Here is an 18,068-nt window from a genome sequence, read left to right on the forward strand (position 1 = left end):
GGTTTAAATCTCTAATTCTTGTGTTTTTTCAGACTGAGTCGTGGTTTGTTCTAGTTGTGTTTCACTTAACTGGGACTGCAGTGCAGCTAGTTGCTCCTGAGAAAGCGAGCCCGCGCCAAAATCGCTAGGGGTGCTTACACCGCCGCGCTTTTTCGCCTCGATCGCCGTATCTAATACATCATGCAGCGCTTGTGTTAAGTGATTAGCGAAGGCATCGGTAAGATTGCCATCTAGTAATGAATCCACTTTGATCCTGAGTTGCTCGCCCTGAACCAGCGCATTGATATCGAGGATCAGATCCGAGCCGTTTTGTGTGGAACTTGTTTCGGTTTGCAGTTGGTTGTCTATCTGCCAAAGCGCATCGCTTTGCCCACCCATTTGGCCTAGGTAGTTAAAGCTAATATTTGGCAACGTTAAGCTGGTGTCTTGCAGTTGAGCGCTACCAAAACCAAGACCTTTATTTGGGATCTGGCGTAGCGCTTCTTTGGCATCAATAATGGTGTCGCTTAGTGTCGCTTGTTGAGTTAGGCGTAGCGGGTACAAGCAAGTGAACCAGCCAATTGTTTGGTTGATATCAGCATCATCACGCCACATTTCACGACCATGACTTTCCAACGTGATAGCATGCTGAGTTTGCTTAAAGGTTTTACTCAATGCTTGGCACAAAGCAGCCAGTAGTAACTCTTCACCTTGCGTATTGAAGCCTGCATTCGCGTCACGTATTAAGCGGGCCGTGGTTTGCGCGTCTAGCTCTAACCACGCGGTTGACGGTGTTGCAGCCATGCTTGGCGGATAGCTTGGCAAGTTGGTTGCTAAACGCTGCCAAAATGCCATTTCTTGCGGGTGTGCTGCTGGGTACGCTTGCATCATTTCTACCCATTGACGATAGCTGGTACGTTTACTCAGCAATTCTCCTTGCGCTAAAAGAGTTTGCAGATCTTGCGCGATGATCCGCCAAGAAACCGCATCAATGATTAAGTGGTGAAGCGCAAAGTGAAGCAGGTCGTAGTCTTCGCAAAACGCTTCGATATGTGTAACTTGCCAAAGTGGGCCATTACAAATATCGAACTGGCTTTGTCGCGCGTTGAGCTCTGCTTGTACATCGTGTGACTTGCCGTTAAGGACGTTGAGTGGCGCCATCGTACTAACATCGTTATATTCTTGCGTAATATGGCCTTCAAATTCCATAAAGGTTGTGCGCAACATATCATGTTGATCACTTAAACTGTGTAGTGCCTCTTGTAATTGAATTTGGCTAAAGCCGCTTGGGATCCTAATTGCAAATGCTTGATTCCAATGATTCTCCTCCGGTAGTGCTTTATTGAAAAACCATTGTTGAATTGGCAGTAGTTCAAAGCGTCCGCTCAGTAGGCCTTGCTCTTGTGTTATCTCTCGTTGAGTCGCTTGTACGCTAACAATACGTTGACTTAACGCCGCTGCAGTTGGACAGTCAAAGATATCTTTTACTTGCAGTTCAATGCCTTGCTTTCTGAGTAAAGCAACGAGTTGAATCGTGAGAATAGAATCGCCGCCGATGGCAAAGAAATCATCTTTGGTGCTCACTTGCTCAACACCAAGCAAAGTTTTAAATGCTTCACACAGTTGCGCTTCCGTTTCGTCTTGCGGCGCCACATATTCGCTTTGGCTTACCAATTCAGGCTCTGGCAACGCTTTACGGTCTAATTTACCGTTGCCAGTCAAAGGTATTTCCGCAAGCTCAGTCCACGTTTTTGGCTGCATATAACTGGGGAGCGCTTGACTTACGTGGGCTTTCACTTGGGCAGTTTGGCCGTGATGTTGTGGCTTAAACTTGATATAAGCGGCTAGGTAGGGAACATTTTGTAAGGTACGGTCGATAACCACCGCTTGGGCAACTTCTGGCAATTGGTTGATCACGCTTTCGATTTCACCCAGTTCAATACGGTAGCCACGGATCTTCACCTGATTATCGTTACGACCGATATACTCCAACTCACCATCCGGTAGGCGTCTTGCCAAGTCACCGGTTTTATACAGTCTGGCTCGTCCTTGTTGAATGTCTTGTTCGCTTGCGTATGGGCTGCTAATAAAGCGTTCTTGACTGAGCGCTTCGCGGTTTAAATAACCACGAGCAAGACCTGCACCGCCAATATATAACTCACCGCAGGCGCCGGGTTCGACCAACTGCAATTTGGAATTTAGCACGTACGCTTTCATATCTAATATGGGTCTACCGATATGAGAGGCTTTAGAACTTGATTGTTGCGTGAGTGCTTTATAGGTTACATGCACCGTGGTTTCAGTGATCCCATACATGTTGACCAATAGCGGCTGTTCATCGCCGTAGCAGTTCCACCAAGGGTTGAGCATTTCGGGGTTGAGTTTGTCACCGCCGAAAATCACATACCTCAGTTTGTCAAAATTCAATTTTGCGTTTAGTGCCGCTGCACTAAATTCATAGAATGCGGCAGGAGTCTGATTAAGCACAGTCACTTGATTGTCTGAGCAGTAGTCTGCAAAGGCCTCAAAATCGCGGATCAGGCTGTTGTCAGGAATACAGAGTTTACCGCCATAAAGTAGGGCACCCCACATTTCCCATACACTAAAGTCAAAAGTATAGGCATGGTAAAGCACCCAAGTATCGTGATGGTCAAAGCCATAATCTTGCTCCGTCGCCGTGAACAATCGAGCGACGTTTTCATGAGTTTGCATCACGCCTTTTGGTTGGCCAGTCGTACCTGAGGTATAAATGATGTATACCAAGTCCTGCGGTGATTGGCTGATGACAGGTGCTGTGTCGCTTTGTTGCTGAGCATTAAGTGGCGTAATTAATGGGCAAGCCACCTCCGCCAAACTGCATTTGTCTTGTGCGGCGGCATACTCTTGCTCGTCGACGATCAACAGGCTTGGGTTGGTATCACTTAGAATAAAGGTTGTTCGCTCGCTGGCATGGTCGGGAGACAGCGGCACATATGCCGCCCCCGCTTTAGTGACAGCAAGAATTGCAATCAGCATCTCGATAGAAGGCTGCATGTACAGCGCAATTAACGTATCGGCAGTGAGGGGTTGTTGATACTGAGACTGATATTGCTCCCGTAAATGCAAGGCCAGGGCGTTGGCTCTGGCGTTAAGGGTTTTATAATCGATAGATTGTGTTTGGGTTTGTAGCGCGATTTGATCTGGGTGCTTACTTACCGTTTGTTCAAACCAGTGATTTAAAGTGGTGTCGGAAAAGAACGTTTCATTGTCTTGATTGCTGCGCGCCAAGATAAGCTTTTGCTCTTCTTCATCCAGTACCGGCAGTTCGGCAATATTAAGGTCGCTAGAGTGGGTAAGTAATTCAATAAAGCGCGCCTGAATATCGGTGATCCGTGTCATTGCCACGCGAGAAAAGACAGACTTAGCGGCGACCACTTTACGACAAAGGCCTCCTTCTGTTTCAAAATGCGTAAATTCGATATCAAATTGTGAAACACCAGGCTCAATGGATACCCCTTTGATAATGGTATCTCCCGCTGTGCCCAAAGCAAGTTCGTACCCTTGGCGACCAATCATCAACGGGGTGATCCCTGGACGAATACCATTGCTTTTTAGCTTGGCTAAGTAGTTACAGGTGACATTAATATGCTTTGCAGCGTCTTTATTATTATTTCCTGAAAGCAGTAATTGGGTGAGCTGGTTACTGACTTCACTGATAAGCGATGCACCTGTGTACTGCTCAATATCGCAAATAGAAACCGTTTCAACGTCTGAGTAATGACCTAAGATCGCGCGTGTTTTACGGGTGCGGCGAGCCATCGGGATCCCTATGGTCAAATCGGTTTGCCCAGTGGTATGAAATAAAGTCAAAAAGACGCTGGCAAGCACGACGCTAAAACTCGTAACACCAGCTTGAGAGGCTGCCTGTTTTACTTGTTTGAGTGCCTCTGGGTTTTCTTCACGAAACGCGATGCCGTCATAATGGTGCGCTAGTGCCTCAGTATTACTCTGGTAAAAATCGATAGGATAGAGTTCGCTCTGTTGTGAAGTTGCTGCACGCTCAGGCTTTTCTTCAAACATCACTTGATAATCAAGGGGGGCGAGATCAAGTTCAGAGTTATCAAGCACCGCTTCTATACATGCGAGTAAATCGCTCATCAGTACTTGCAATGCCCACTGGTCACAGTTGATGTGATGCCCTTTGATGGTCAATAGCAACCGAGTTTCTGAGCTACAAGCGTAGAATTGAAAGGTCTCTTTAGTGATATCGATAGCTTGCTCAATTAAAGTTTTGGCGGTGACAGAGTCACTAAAAGCGGCAATCTCATCAGGCACGGCTAATAACTTAGGGGCACTGGCTAATAATTCGAGTTGTGGTTCGCCTTGAGCCTCATCAATACGACTCGATAAAACTGGGTGCCTTGCAAATAGCAACACCAAGGCTTGCTCTAGTGCCTCGGCTGTGAGCCCGCCGGTAAATTGTACCGCGCAAGCGATGTTATATACTGGATTTGCCAAATCAAGCTGTTGGGCTTGCCATACGTGAAGTTGCCTCGTTGTCAGTGACTTGAAATTGGCGGAATTGGACTGTGAGTTCATTGCGTGATCCTTGTTTTTTCGCCTTAACACAACGGCTTTTGCCAGTTTGCTTTTTGGTATTTTGTTTGCTGCAAGCGTGTTAGGTGTCGCGCTACAGCGGCGACAATCACCTCACACGCCAGCGTTGGGCGTTGTTGTAAATACATATGACCGCCATCGACATAATGGTGCTGAAAATGGTTCTCGCAGTACTCGGACCAAGCTTGGTGTGACTCAGGCTTAACCAAGTGATCTTGTGTGGCGAGGATCAGTTCGACCGGCATCGTCAACGTAATGTCTGTACTGACAGGTTGCTCGGCTAGCATAAAGTCGTCTTTAAACATGGCAGCCACAACCGCTTCTACGTCCTTCGTTAAACGATGTTTAGGCAGCATGTCGAGATGATATAAAGTCGTGAGCAAGTCCGAGTCAGTCAATTTTGAGTACTGGGTAGCCGAGGGAATACTTGGCGCGCGACACCCAGATAGACAGAGTAAATCCGGTGTTGTCAGTGCATGTTTAGCAAGATGATCGGCAAGCTTATAAGCCACCATTCCGCCAAGGCTGTGACCAAAAAAAACGCACAGCCGCTCACTACGCGGCTGAAGTTGCGCGCTACTACTTAGGTGACTAAGTGCCTCATCCCAGTCCCGTAAAGATTGCATACCTGCTTTAGTACCACGGCCCGGTAAGTCGATGCCGTGGAGTTGCCAATGCGCAGGTAAATGTTTGGCCCACTCCCTAAAAAACAAAGAAGAGCCACCTGCGTGATGGAAACAGTATAAGTCAACCGGCATCATAGCTTGAGCTCCAGCGTTGGTGTGAATGCGATGGATTGACCGGTGAGCATGGAGTTGGTTTTCATAAAGTTGACTAGGTATTCCACCAAGTCTTGATAGCTGTATACCGCAGGTCGTGCACCCAGTACGCCTCCTTTTAGGTTGCGCTTTTGGATCCTTGCGGCTTTGCTATCGGTAGCCAGTAGCGGTAACACAAAACTGTTAACTGCCAGCTTGCTACCTTGATATTCGCGCGCGAGCGTCATCATCAATGCGTTATGAGCGTGGTTACAGACACTGGCGGTGGCCTCTAACTCGTAATTTAAGGTGTCTGATTGCGTTAAAAAGACGAGGTTTCCACCACTCATTCTGAGGTTGTCGGCGATGACTCTGAGTGCCGAAAATGCGCTTTCTAGGCGTGCGATCACTTGCTCACCAACGGCAATGTCTTCGAGTAGGTTGCTTTCATCAAGGTGATTGGCACAATGCAGTACCATCACTTCTTGCTGATTATTATTGATTTCAAACCAATCTAGTAATGTAGTGGTATTTAACTCCGAGAGGGGAGCGCTAAGTTGGATATGGCTCGCTTCTGGATTATGCGCGAGCACCTCAGCACTTGCATTGATAAGGAGTAACGGATGTTTTTGCGACAGCAAATGGGTAACGAAGTGGCTATCAAACTCACTTGTTGGATAAAGTAAAATAAACGCTTGAGCATTCATACCGCAAGTCCTCCATCCAAACGAAGCACATTTCCAGTTTGGTAGTTAGAGGCGCTAGAAGCGAGATATAGCGTGGCATCGGCAATTTCTTTGACACTCCCAACACGACCTAGTGCGGTATGCTTAAGCACCGGGTTGATAATGCTTGCGGGGATATCATCAATCATATCGGTTGCAATAAACGTCGGAGCGAGTGCGTTACAGTAAATACCACAGTGACCATATTGCCGTGCAATAGTCCGAGTGAGGCCAATAATTGCGCCTTTTGAGGTCGCGTAGTTGGCTTGGCCTTCTCGTCCGCTTATTCCGCTTTGCGACACCATGTTGATAATCTTGCCTGCACCTTGCTTAGTCATGACTGGCAATACCGCTTGGCAACACAGCAATGTACCCTTGAAGTTGATATCTAACACGTTATGAAAAGCGTCGTACGACATCTGAGAGAACAAGCTATCATCCGTGATCCCAGCATTATTCACCAACACATCAACCCGACCCGTGTCGCTTATCGCTTGGCGAATAGCGGAATTGACGAACTCACTGTCGGTAATATTGCCGCTTTGTTGAGTGAAACGAGCTTGATACTCAGGTTTATGTAACTCCGCGATGGGGGTTTGTGTGCGACAAATACCGTATACTCGAGCACCACCTTGCAAAAAGGCGAGTGCGATGCCTTTGCCTATCCCTTTGGATACGCCAGTCACTACTACTGTCTTTCCAGTAAACACAACCAAGTTCCTTAATCCGTGTAAACAATCGTGAGTTCGGCTTTTGCAACCAACTCATCTTCAACATGTGCTTGTGCTTTAAAGCGCGCCATCGCACCAAATTCAGTTTCTAGTTTTGCCGTTACTTTAATGATTTCGCCGGGGCGAACAGGGCGACTAAATTTGGCTTTTTCTATGGAAGACAGCATGCCCCCTTTGTGCGTGTTGTTGCAGCACAAGCCGCTGATCTGCGCCATGGTCTCAATGATTAACACACCAGGGAAAATAGGCTCATCCGGAAAATGTCCTTGCAGGCCTGGCTCGTTATGCGAGACGAACTTCAATCCAACAATCATCTCTCCCGGTGAATGTTCGATTATCTTGTCTGCAAACTTAAATGGTGCCTTATGCGGCAAGTTATCGGTGATCATGATTTTTCATCTCCCCAGTCAAAGCAGAAGTAAACGATGAGGAAGAACACCACGCTGGTGACGCCTAAAATAATCAGTTGACGACTTACCGCAGCCAGTTCAACGCCTTGGTTTGCGACTAAGCGCAGTGCATCCAAAAACGCAGTGGTTGGCAGTAACGAAACTATTTCTCGCAGTAGAGTGGGAAAGTTAGCGGTGTCGAAATAAATGCCTGATAAGAACATCAACGGAAAGTAAAGTAAGTTAGCTATCCCTGATGAGACTTCAACCCGTTGGCTACGGGCGCCGACCAACACGCCGAGCATACAGATACAAAATGAACCGAGTGCCATTACCGCAATGATATCCAGCACGTTTCCTTGCAGCGTGTAACCAAATAAAAAGTGAAAGGCGACGAACAGAATCAGCATTTGGAACACCAGCAAGAATAAGCGTGCGAGCACGATCCCAATGATGTAATCACGGCGCTTGAAAGGAGAAAGGCGTAGACGTTTAAAAAAGCCGTTTTGTCTGTCCGACACTAAACTGTTGGCAATCGACACCAGTGCTAAACCAAGGACTTGTAACACGATGATCCCAGGGATCAACCAGTCAGTGTAACGATAACCTTTGACGCTAATGACATTGCTTCGCATCTCTTCGCCGTTAGCTTGCGCTTTAAGACGCAATAGATAGTTACGTGCCATTAACGACTCATCGGAGTTATGAGTAGAAAACATAGCATTGGGGGCGAGGTAAACTTCAGGGCTCACCTCATTTTGCAGCTTACGTAGCACTGAGCCTGGTGAGCTGATCACTTCCGCCAGCTGAGCAGAAGCAAAACTGTCTTCCAGCACAATTGAATCGGTTTGTGAGAGGCGGGTAACGGTAACGAGTGGATCTTCCTCCATCGCTTTAAGCCATTTCTGTTCAATTTGCTCGCCATGCATCACCACCACATTCATAGGAGACATTTTTGGTCCACCGGAGAAGGCTTGGATCAACAATAGGGCGATAAAAATAGGTAAACCGAATGTCCATAGCAATACCGCTTTATCACGGAAAAAAGGTCGAATATTGACCATCATTAATTGCCAAAATGGATATAACTTAGTTTGACTTAACTCAGGCATAACTTTCCCTCTCCATCGTGGAACCTGTGAGTTTCAAAAATACGTCGTTGAGTGTGGCTTTTCTGGGTTCTTTAATCACCGGAGTCTCAAAGGTGCGATTAATAATGTCGCTTGGCGCGCCTGACTCTATGATTTGACCTGAATTAATGATGGCTAAGTTGTCGCATAAGAACTCTGCCTCATCCATGTAGTGCGTCGTTAACATCACACAGGTACCAGCTTCTTTGAGATCTTTAATGATGTGCCAAAACTCCTGGCGACTCGTGGGGTCAAGTCCCGTAGTTGGCTCATCTAAAAACACCAACTTGGGCTGGCCAACCACTGCCATCGCCAAAAATACGCGTTGCTTTTGTCCACCGCTGAGTTCGCTTAGCCAAGCGTCCTTTTTCTCGCTTAAATTGAAGCGCTCAAGCAGCGTATCAATTGGCGTGTAGCTTGGGTAAAAGCTGGCAAATAGCTCGACGCACTCTTTTACTTTGAGTTTTTCGTAGAGGTTATTGTGTTGCATCACGCCACCCATAAGGCTGCGAAGTTTGGTTTCGTGTTGCTTCCAATTAAGACCGAATAACGTCACTTCACCTGACGTTGCACTACGCAAGCCCTGAAGTATTTCCAACGTCGTGGTTTTTCCGGCGCCATTGGGCCCAAGGAGTCCAAAACATTCGCCTTCGCTAACGCTAAAAGAGACGTCGTCGACGGCAACTTTTCGTGTTCTTTTGTAGACCTTCCTTAAGTTCTTCACTTCGATCACGGTCGTCATCTTATTTCCTTACTGTTCGTAAAATACATCCCGTCATACTTCCCGCGAGATTAACGCTTAGGAGTAGGGTTTGATCTAACTCGGTATCACCAGCTGGGGTGTTGAGTGCATGCATTAGCGCACGCACTGCTAATTCTGTACTGTGTAGAGGCGTGGTTTGTGGTTGATATTTTATAAGTTGAGCCTGTGGTAAATGGCTGTCCAAGCTTGCTGCAATGGTGGCAAACGCTTCGTCGTGATGAGTACTTAACACGACATTGCCCACTTGGCTTAGCTTCCTAGCATTGCTTGCCAATAATCTGTCTAGTGCTTGATGCTGCTGCGCATCATTGATTTGAATGAAATCAATAATTTCTGCGAGAGGTCGGTAGCCTGCCGGTAACACCTCGCTGGTTGCCAAGAGTGCTGCGCTGGAAAAATGACCGATATCTGCTTGGAATTGATGTGTAGCCCAGACTTGCTGCGAGAGTGCAGTATCGTCTTGCGAGCTACATACCATCGCATATCGACTTCGACCTTCACGCATATCAAGTGCTGCGCTCCAAAGCGCATGTAAAAAGTCATTGCCTAAATCACTCACACAAGTGGCCGAGTTTTTAAAGCCAAAGCCGAGCGCCAGTTGCCCTAATGTGGCATTGACGACGGTATTGGGGAAGTGCGTACTTTTTAGCTCTGCAATGCCATCTTGAAATGATGCGAGGTTTTTATCTAAGGTTTCCAGCGAGCCAATGGGATTAGCATAGTAGGCTGCGAATTCTGGCAGTGGTAATTGTGCTAAATTGAGATCGCTGTCTTGTAAGGTAAATTGGCAAGCACCTAAGGCAAATTGTGCAACACACGGTGTACGGCGCTGGAAAAGTGCAGGGAACTGCTGTTTTAAGTTAAATTCAGCAAAGTGGTCGGTGCTATTTTGTCGAGCATTGTATACTTCAGTATCAGACAGGCTGGTGGCAGCAAGTAGATACACCGGTTTTGACGCCGTGTTAATCGACGTTTTCTGATGTTTACTGAGTAGCATGCTGGTGTTGTGGCCACCAAATGCTGAGTTAGTCACCGCAAAAACATCAACAACCTGAGGTCTGGCCTGATTGGTCACTAATTGATACGCATGGCAACACGACCTTATTGAGTCGACCCCCAGTGTTGCTGGTAGAAGTCCTTCATCCTGGCTGACCAAAGTTGAAATAAGTTCTACGGCACCAGCGGCACCAAGGGTATGACCAAAGTAAGATTTACTACTTGAAACCGAGACGTCGCGCATGGCCTGTTCACCAATGGCTGATTGGATCCCTTTTAGCTCTGCGCCATCATTTGCTGGCGTACCAGTCCCGTGGCTGTTGATATATTCAATATCACTTGCTGCAACGGGCGCATAGGACAATGTCTGCGTAAAAGCGCGGCGTACACCATCGCCCTCGGGGTTAGGCGCTGTAGCGTGGTGAGCATCTAAGCTCGACCCTGTCGCGAGCAGTTGATATCGCAGCGTTGCGTTACGCTGATTGGCATGTGTTTGCGATTCAAAGACTAAAAAACCTGCGCCTTCACCTAAACTTAATCCCATTTTTTCGCTGTACGGAGCACAAGGCTCAGGACTCAAGGACTGTACCGACTGAAAGCCGCCGTAAACCAGCTCGCTCAGGGCATCCGCACCGCCAGCAATGACGACATCTGCTTGGTCGTTTTCGATAAGTTGTTTAGCAAAAGCAATGGCACTGCTACTTGCGGTACAGGCCGAGGTGAAAGTCATTACAGGGCCCTGAATACCGAAGTGGCGGCTGACATCGGTTGCAATTTGATGTGGTGGATAAAACTTAAACCCCAGTTGGTGCTGACCTTTAAGGCTCTCCATCAATGAAAACATACCGCAGTTTGCATTACCGAGAATAAATGCCACACGGGTACTGTCCATCTGATTTAAGGCTAAATTTGCATGCTCAAGTGCTTCTGTAACGGCATGGATAGCGTATTGGCTCGCCAGATCCATATCAAAATGTTCTGCGCTGTGGTGCTCGTAGTTGATAGCGAGCGCCCCAACATTGTGTGTTAGTCCCTGTGTGTCGAAACGATTAATGCGGTCAATACCAGTGCGGTTTTCCTTGATGCTAGTTAGCAGCGCTTGGCGATTTTCGCCTGCTGCACAGAGCACACCATAACCAGTAATGAAAGTTTGTTGTTTATTATTCATGTACGCATTCCTGTAGTGCCGAGAGGGTGATTTTGCCGAGTTCGTTTTCTGGAAATTGCGCCAAAAAATGAACCTGCGGCGTGGGTAAATCTTTAAACCAACTTCTGATGTCCTGAAGGGTAGGGATGCAAGATAGTCCTTCGACAAAGGCGACCAGCTCGCCCCCTTTATTATTGTTATTGTCCTCGATAAAAAACACGCGATGGCGAAGTCCCACAAAGCGTTCTTGGAGGATTTTTTCTATACTTTGTAGCGAGTAGCGTTTACCTGCATATTTAAATATTTGGTCTGCGCGCCCACCGTGTGTGAATTGATTTTCATTGCTGAAAATCAGCTTATCTTTGAGCTCAAACTCTTCACAATTAGCCACTAAAAACGGCGATCTCAACATGGTTTTGTGCTCGCCATTTTGATAAATGTCGACGGCAGTGAACTTAGTAAAGTGCGTTTCGTTGTTGCCTAATGGACGATAGCCGATACCGCCGGTTTCAGTGCTGCCTAGTACCTCAAAAGCTTGTATTGAAAGCGATAGGGAAGAAATAAGGTCGGCAAGCTTTTGCTCTTTCTCACCTTTGAATGGTGCACCTGAGCTTATTAAGTAACAGTGGTTTTGACTTAACTGATCGGCCACAAAGTCAAACATAGTTGGCGTTAAGATCACACCTACCTGTTTATCTCTTACTGGTTGTAAGTCCGGTGTAGAACCAAGTTCGTAACACACCTGTTTGCCAAGTCGCAGAGGGAGCATAAATGCCCAAATAAAACCGAACATGTGGCGGATATCAACGCAGGCACAGAAATAATCTACTGCGTCAAACGAGAAAGTGTCAGCAAAGGTGACGGCTTCTGCATGGAGTGAGGCGATGGATTTATGCCAAGTTTGTGGCTTGCCTGTGCTGCCTGACGTTTCAAAGCCAATTGTCTTATCGCTATGCTGTTGTAAAAATGCCGTCATGGAATGAAACGGAACTTCTACCTCTTGATTGGCAAGCGTGAGTTCTCGCCAGCTAAACGCATTGGCGTTCGCGGCCGCATTTGCACTTAATACCGGAGTGACATTGTGCGCTAATAACACCATAGTGCTCACAATGATATCGCAGGGCGTGCTGTCTTTGATAAGGCGAGCCTGACCGATGATCTCACACTCTAGACTACGTTGTATCAGTGCTAGTAAATCGGTCTCTTTGAGAGAGGTGACTTGATCTGCCCAAGTCTCCAAGGGTGCTGCTTGTTTTTGTTGCGTTAAGTTTAACGCTATTTGACGTGTTAGTGTCGCCAAAGTTACAGTGCTCAATTCGCCCAAGTCTTTTAATTGGAACGCTTTTTTACATGCAGCAGATAACTGCATAAGGTCGACCGAGTCGAGAAACAGTGGCGCCTCAATTAAATTGGCGTCGTCACTTAGTACGTCTAGTTGTTCTTTATCTACTTCTAACTCAGCTTCAATCAGTTGCATGAGTGTTGAACGAATGGCACTGTATGTTTGCATGGTGTCCTTCCAAGCGAAAATGGTTACGGTCAGATCAACAAGCTTCAGCTGTTGTTTGTGCTTCAACTTGTTCGTGAACAAAGCTAGCTAAGGTACTGACGTTTTTCATTTTTTCTTGAATGGTTTGTTCTGGGTAATCTTTGAACTTAAGGTTGTATTTTTTCTCGATAGATACCACAAGATCGAGCACCTCGATGCTGTCTAGATCTAGACCGTCACCGATAAGTTGAGCATCATCTTCGATTTCATCAATGCTATCTACCACTTCTAAATTATCTACAATGATGTCTTGTTTAATAAATTGTGTTATTGATTCTAAGCTACTCATTTTTATATCCTTTTTAGTTTCTTTGGTGTGTAGTTTACGTCTCATTAGTGGTTTTTGAGCAACAACAAGCCCTAGCTGGCTGCAGTGAAGCTGCCAGCTATAGCGTTATCGTCATCTCAAAAATGACTTAGAGAGGGTTACTGCTCATTAAACAGGGCGTTAACCATATTGTTGATTTCGACATCCATCGGCCTATCTTCAATGACTGGTTGGAAGTTGCTGCTAATTTCGTCGAAAAACTCGCGAGAAAGTGCGTTGAGTTTCTCTGCTTTCGCATCTTTCCCGTCAACATAAAATGCCTGGCGGATCGCCATTGCCTGAATAGCAATAACTGGCTTAATGAGATCTGCAATACGACGAAGGTCACGTGCGGCGATAGTGCCCATGCTGACGATGTCTTGGTTAAGTGCTTCTGTTGTGCGTGAAAATACTGACATAGGGCCTGCATTTTTAAGTGCTTCTGCAACAAGAGAAGAAGAGGTAATTTGCATTGCTTTGAAACCGTGGTGTACCCAAGCTTTGTCGCCAAGATCTTCACGCGCAACCAAGTTGTTAGAAATTCCACCGTTAAGGCGGTCATCAACCAAAATGCCTAATTCACGCTCTAGTAACGCGCCCATGTTTGCAACAAGTGGCTTGAGGGTATCGCACACCGCTGCAACGTGACCACCGTAGAAGTGACCCGCGTTAAGGATAAGGTCGTTCTCATCATCAAATAGTGGGTTATCGTTCACTGAGTTGATTTCAGTCGTTAGGATCTGTGATGCCCACATCTCAGCATCAATTAATGGACCTAACACCTGCGGAGAGCAGCGAATTGAATAGCTATCTTGTAACCTGAATGTTTCTTGCTTGCCAAACTCAATGTTGTCATCGGTGCGGTTTCTGCGACCTAAACGCTGATCGACGTTAGTTAAGCGTTCTAGAATTTTTTCTGCGCAGATCTGCTGTCCGCGGTGTGGTTTAAGTTCGTGTACGCGTTTATGGAATGGCGATGCACGACCTTCGATAAGTTCGACATAAAGCGCGATCAGTTTACAGCTTAAATCAATGCCGCGGCGGATGTCTTTTAGCGCATTCGTGGCGATAGCAGACATAACCGAAGTACCATTCATGATAGCTAAACCTTCTTTCGGCTTTAGCTTGTATGGCGCAATGTTTAGCTCTTCTAATACTTCAGCGGTGTCACGCAGTTGTCCTTGATAGTACACTTTACGCTTACCACCAAGTGCGGCACCGACATAAGAAAGTGGTGTTAAGTCGCCACTCGCACCCACAGAACCCATAGAAGGGATAGCTGGGATGATGCGGTTGTTTAGGAAGGTTTCCATCTGCGCCAGCAATTCCCAACTAACGCCTGAAAAGCCTTTGGCATTACAGTTCATGCGGATCAATAAAGTCGCGGCACAATCAGACTCTGAAAGGTAATCACCAACACCACAGCCATGATAAGCAATGAGGTTTTGTTGTAATTCTTCAGAGAGAGAAGTCGAAATACGGTTACTTGCTGAGTTACCAAAACCAGTCGTCACGCCGTATATATCTTCTTGATTTGCTAATTTATTGTCCAGGTATTGACGGTTTTGCTCGATTCTAGCTTTTAATGCCAACTCGTCCAATTTTACTTTGGATAAGGGCTGAGCTGCGTAATCTTGCACTGACTCCAGAGAAAGTGATTGATCTTGCGAGATGAAAACAATACTACCGAGCTTTTTCTCGACCTGAATTGCTTCCTTTTCTGTGTTGTACTGGTTCATGACTTTCCTACTCTGACTAAAATAATGAATCCGATTGTGATTTTCACAATGCTTATATTTTTGTATGACCGGAAACTGTTTAGAAAACCCAATCATACTTGTTAGAGGCGAGTACTACTTAACCAACGTCCCGTGTGTGCCAATCCGTTAACTTGGTCGGCTTTGTCGCGATACTATTGTCGCTATCTTTGTTACAAGATTATTTTATTTGTAAATAAAAAATATTAAATGTGATTTTTTGATTGTTGTGTTTTAAGAACGGCGGCTAGGTTAAGCCTGAGTTTTCAGGGTGTCAACACGAAAAATTTGACATTTTAATGTTAATTAAATCTAACGTTAACATAATTGAAATGTTATAAAATGATTGCAATTTGGAGTTGTTAATAGCTATTTTTTATCTCTATGAGATATAAAGAATTAATTGATTTTTAAAGCTAAAACTCTATTTTTATTGTACGTGGAAAGTTTAATAAAACTGACTTATGACAAATGTCACTATTTTGTATGGTCGGATCTGAAAATGAATAGAATTGACTTATTTCGACAGAAAGTTGAATTTTTTGTGAATAAAAAATGCGTTATAAATATAAATCTAGACGGCTAACCGTTGAGGTTGCCGGAATATCGGCAGCCTCAAAGACGGTGATTAATTAGTATTCTAAAACGGTGCTCATTAATCCAGTTTCACCGACGACGAGTAAGTAAGAGCGGTCTAGCGATGCATTGCAAAGACTTATAACCTCATCACCCATCATAATATCTTGATTACAGTCATCCACTTGATACCAGCTACTGACTTCTCCTTTATCAAATTCAACGTCTGAACCGTTAATATTTAATGTCATTGTTTCAGAAGCTAATACTCGTACGGTAAATTTATTATCGTGATCATCTTTAGACTTTCTAACAACCTTTATATCTAAGGTATCGTTGCTATCCTGCATTACCACAAAGTGATAATCTCGGTCATTACTCACCTTAATTTTTTCTTGTTCTACCATGCCAAGCTTGTTGACTGACTCAGCATAAAAACTGATTTCACGGTTGGTGTTATGTTCGTGTGTTATGCGTACGGGTTCTGAACCGGAAGCTAGTACTTTGACGCGATATTTATCGTCAGCGACATTTCGTTCATCACCGTCTAGTTCAGTGTTAGCAAGGTGAAATGCAATTTCATAATCGGTGGCATTAACCAAGTTATATTGGTTTTTATAGATGTCAGAACCGAAGTTGGCGGTCTCGACATCTTCAGACGAACAGGCAACCGCTAATAGGGATAGGGTGGCTGCAGTTAGGATACGAAAGTTCATAGTTGATCTCCTTTATCAATATTTTGAACATAGGTCGTTATTCAAGCGATTCGGAGCAAGAGTATAGGATGGAAAAATGAAAGGTTACTTAATGATGTTTATAAGATGTTAGAAAATGTAGTATGTAAGGCTTTGTTACAAAATAAGGTACGTGGTATTCGCCATTTTACTTTCTAACTAGGTGATAAATATTGGCTTTTGTAATAAGTTAAGTTTTATGACAACTACATTTTTAAACATAAATATAAATCCCTATTTGGATTTATAGTGTAGAGCAAGATGATAACGATAAAATCTTTAAGTAAAAGTTTCTCCAAAGAGGTACTGTTTGACAACTATTCACAACAGTTTGATCATAATAGAATTTGTTTAGCGGCGCCGAATGGCGTAGGGAAAACCACCTTACTGAGTATGATTGCTGGGCTTGATGATGCGTTCAAAGGCGACATTCTTTTACAAGGCAAAAAAATCGATAAACGCCAAACACTTGTTGCACTTGCGTCAGACAATATTCCATTTCCTGCTTTTTTGCGTGCAAAAGAGTTATTAACTCTCACATCAACCGCATGGCAATGTGATTTTCCTTCGCAGCTTATAAACGACTTTCAGTTTGAATCCTTTTTAATGACGCGCTACGCGGATCTCTCCTCTGGTAACAAAAAGAAGCTTCAGCTTATTAATGCTTTGATGCGTAATACCCCTTATTTATTGCTCGATGAACCTACAGCGGCTTTGGACGCGGCAGGCTGCGAGTATATCGTTGAGCTTGCGCAAAACTACGCTGGCATGGTGCTGATGACAAGTCATGAGCCTGAACCTTTTTTACAAGTTGGATTTCGCTCTGTTCCCTTAGCACCAAAGCAGGGTAGTTAATATGCTTTATTACTATCGTTACAGAAAAGCATCACTTTCCTTATCGCTGCAATCGATAGGCCAGCAACTTCAGCAATTTGGCTTGATGATAGCTGCATTGTTTCAAGTTTATCTGCTAGGTTTTATCGCAATACTATTTATGGGTATAGGTAAAATTGTAGAAAGTGATAACCCCATTGCACAGGTACAAATTGCATGGGGATTACTTGCGGCGCAAAGCTTTATTTTATTTGTGTTTAGAGATGCGGTTTTGGACAAAGCGCACAGAAGTTACCACCACACAATCCTCCATCGTGCCATCCATCAAAAAGTGGCAGATGGGTTGTCCGTGCTTGTTGTTCATCCCTTATTATTGATGACTCTAATTCTCTGCTATTCGATTGGAATTGAGAAAATCACACAAGCGTGGCAATTACTGGTTTTTGCGGTGACGCAATTCTTCATTGCCCTTTGTTTTATTTATCGACCCTTGGGGACCAGTATTGGGTTATTGATAACAGCTATTATCAGTTTTGCTGTTATCGAAATTACTTGGTATTTGGTTGCTGTAAATCTAATAGCACTTGGCTGTGCAGTTTTGCTACCGCGTAAAGTGACGCTATCGATAATGGTTAAAGGATTGACGACATTTTGGCTGAGCTTTGCTTACAACCACTATTTTGTGTTGCTTTGGCGCATTGTGATGAGTGTATTGGTGATATGGTTTGGCGCGATCTTAAGCGCAGAGCGCCCCGATCTGATGGCAAATTACGTTCCAGGTCTGGTGACGTTAAATCTATTATGGTGGTCGAGCCTTGCCATTGATCTCAAACCTGAAGTCTACGACCGTACTGCATATTGGTTGAGTATAGATAAGCTGCAATCGGCAAAGCAGAGTATTTGGATTATTGTGCTGACGGCCGCCGTCTGTTTTTCAGTGCCTGTCTATATGTTATTGGGACTGAGTGTAGTGAGTCTATTACCCTATGTCTTTCTACCACTTTTAGTGTTAAGTGCATTAAAAAGTCCACAGCATTTAGCTATGACTTGGCTCAGTACCTTAGTGCTGAGCTATACCGCGTATGTGCTGTTGTAAT

14 protein-coding genes are annotated in these 18,068 nt (G+C 45.0%); 2 read left to right on the forward strand and 12 right to left on the reverse strand.

Annotated features, from left to right (window positions below; translation table 11 throughout):
* Nucleotides 1-3 precede the first annotated feature (3 nt).
* The 12 genes from PPIS_RS01750 to PPIS_RS01805 all read right to left on the reverse strand — a co-directional run bounded on the left by PPIS_RS01750 (nucleotide 4) and on the right by PPIS_RS01805 (nucleotide 16,119).
* Entirely contained in the window at nucleotides 4-4,557 is a 4,554-nt protein-coding gene (locus PPIS_RS01750; protein WP_010369425.1) for a non-ribosomal peptide synthetase, read from the reverse strand.
* A gap of 23 nt (nucleotides 4,558-4,580) precedes the next feature.
* Complete coding sequence (locus tag PPIS_RS01755; protein WP_010369421.1) at nucleotides 4,581-5,336, reverse strand: thioesterase II family protein; 756 nt, start codon at nucleotides 5,334-5,336, stop codon at nucleotides 4,581-4,583.
* Nucleotides 5,333-6,040, reverse strand: coding sequence for a hypothetical protein (locus tag PPIS_RS01760; RefSeq protein ID WP_010369417.1), 708 nt, complete (start codon nucleotides 6,038-6,040; stop codon nucleotides 5,333-5,335). Before PPIS_RS01760 ends, PPIS_RS01755 begins: the two co-directional genes overlap by 4 nt.
* Nucleotides 6,037-6,768 (reverse strand): SDR family NAD(P)-dependent oxidoreductase, encoded by a 732-nt coding sequence (locus tag PPIS_RS01765; protein ID WP_010369414.1) that lies wholly within the window; start codon nucleotides 6,766-6,768, stop codon nucleotides 6,037-6,039. Before PPIS_RS01765 ends, PPIS_RS01760 begins: the two co-directional genes overlap by 4 nt.
* A gap of 11 nt (nucleotides 6,769-6,779) precedes the next feature.
* Nucleotides 6,780-7,178 (reverse strand): 3-hydroxyacyl-ACP dehydratase FabZ, encoded by a 399-nt coding sequence (gene fabZ, locus PPIS_RS01770; protein WP_010369411.1) that lies wholly within the window; start codon nucleotides 7,176-7,178, stop codon nucleotides 6,780-6,782.
* A complete protein-coding gene (locus PPIS_RS01775) occupies nucleotides 7,175-8,290 on the reverse strand; it encodes an ABC transporter permease (protein ID WP_010369409.1) in 1,116 nt (371 codons plus the stop codon). Before PPIS_RS01775 ends, fabZ begins: the two co-directional genes overlap by 4 nt.
* Nucleotides 8,283-9,050: an ABC transporter ATP-binding protein gene (locus tag PPIS_RS01780; protein WP_010369407.1), complete on the reverse strand. Its 768-nt coding sequence runs from the start codon at nucleotides 9,048-9,050 to the stop codon at nucleotides 8,283-8,285. Before PPIS_RS01780 ends, PPIS_RS01775 begins: the two co-directional genes overlap by 8 nt.
* 1 nt (nucleotide 9,051) lies before the next feature.
* A complete protein-coding gene (locus PPIS_RS01785; protein ID WP_010369404.1) occupies nucleotides 9,052-11,235 on the reverse strand; it encodes a beta-ketoacyl-[acyl-carrier-protein] synthase family protein in 2,184 nt (727 codons plus the stop codon).
* A complete protein-coding gene (locus tag PPIS_RS01790; RefSeq protein WP_010369400.1) occupies nucleotides 11,228-12,724 on the reverse strand; it encodes an AMP-binding protein in 1,497 nt (498 codons plus the stop codon). The genes PPIS_RS01785 and PPIS_RS01790 overlap by 8 nt, the downstream gene beginning before the upstream one ends.
* 34 nt (nucleotides 12,725-12,758) lie before the next feature.
* Complete coding sequence (locus PPIS_RS01795) at nucleotides 12,759-13,052, reverse strand: acyl carrier protein (RefSeq protein ID WP_010369398.1); 294 nt, start codon at nucleotides 13,050-13,052, stop codon at nucleotides 12,759-12,761.
* A 137-nt stretch (nucleotides 13,053-13,189) separates the two neighbouring features.
* Nucleotides 13,190-14,809, reverse strand: coding sequence for an HAL/PAL/TAL family ammonia-lyase (locus PPIS_RS01800; RefSeq protein ID WP_010369397.1), 1,620 nt, complete (start codon nucleotides 14,807-14,809; stop codon nucleotides 13,190-13,192).
* Nucleotides 14,810-15,459: 650 nt separating this feature from the next.
* On the reverse strand, nucleotides 15,460-16,119 hold the full coding sequence (locus PPIS_RS01805; protein WP_010369395.1) for a hypothetical protein: 660 nt from the start codon (nucleotides 16,117-16,119) through the stop codon (nucleotides 15,460-15,462).
* 279 nt (nucleotides 16,120-16,398) lie between these two features.
* Here PPIS_RS01805 and PPIS_RS01810 point away from each other — a divergent pair, with 279 nt between their 5' ends.
* Nucleotides 16,399-16,992, forward strand: coding sequence for an ABC transporter ATP-binding protein (locus PPIS_RS01810; RefSeq protein WP_010369393.1), 594 nt, complete (start codon nucleotides 16,399-16,401; stop codon nucleotides 16,990-16,992).
* 1 nt (nucleotide 16,993) lies between these two features.
* Complete coding sequence (locus tag PPIS_RS01815) at nucleotides 16,994-18,067, forward strand: DUF6136 family protein (RefSeq protein ID WP_010369390.1); 1,074 nt, start codon at nucleotides 16,994-16,996, stop codon at nucleotides 18,065-18,067.
* Nucleotide 18,068 lies beyond the last annotated feature (1 nt).

This window comes from Pseudoalteromonas piscicida, assembly GCF_000238315.3.
GTDB classification, from domain to species: domain Bacteria; phylum Pseudomonadota; class Gammaproteobacteria; order Enterobacterales; family Alteromonadaceae; genus Pseudoalteromonas; species Pseudoalteromonas piscicida.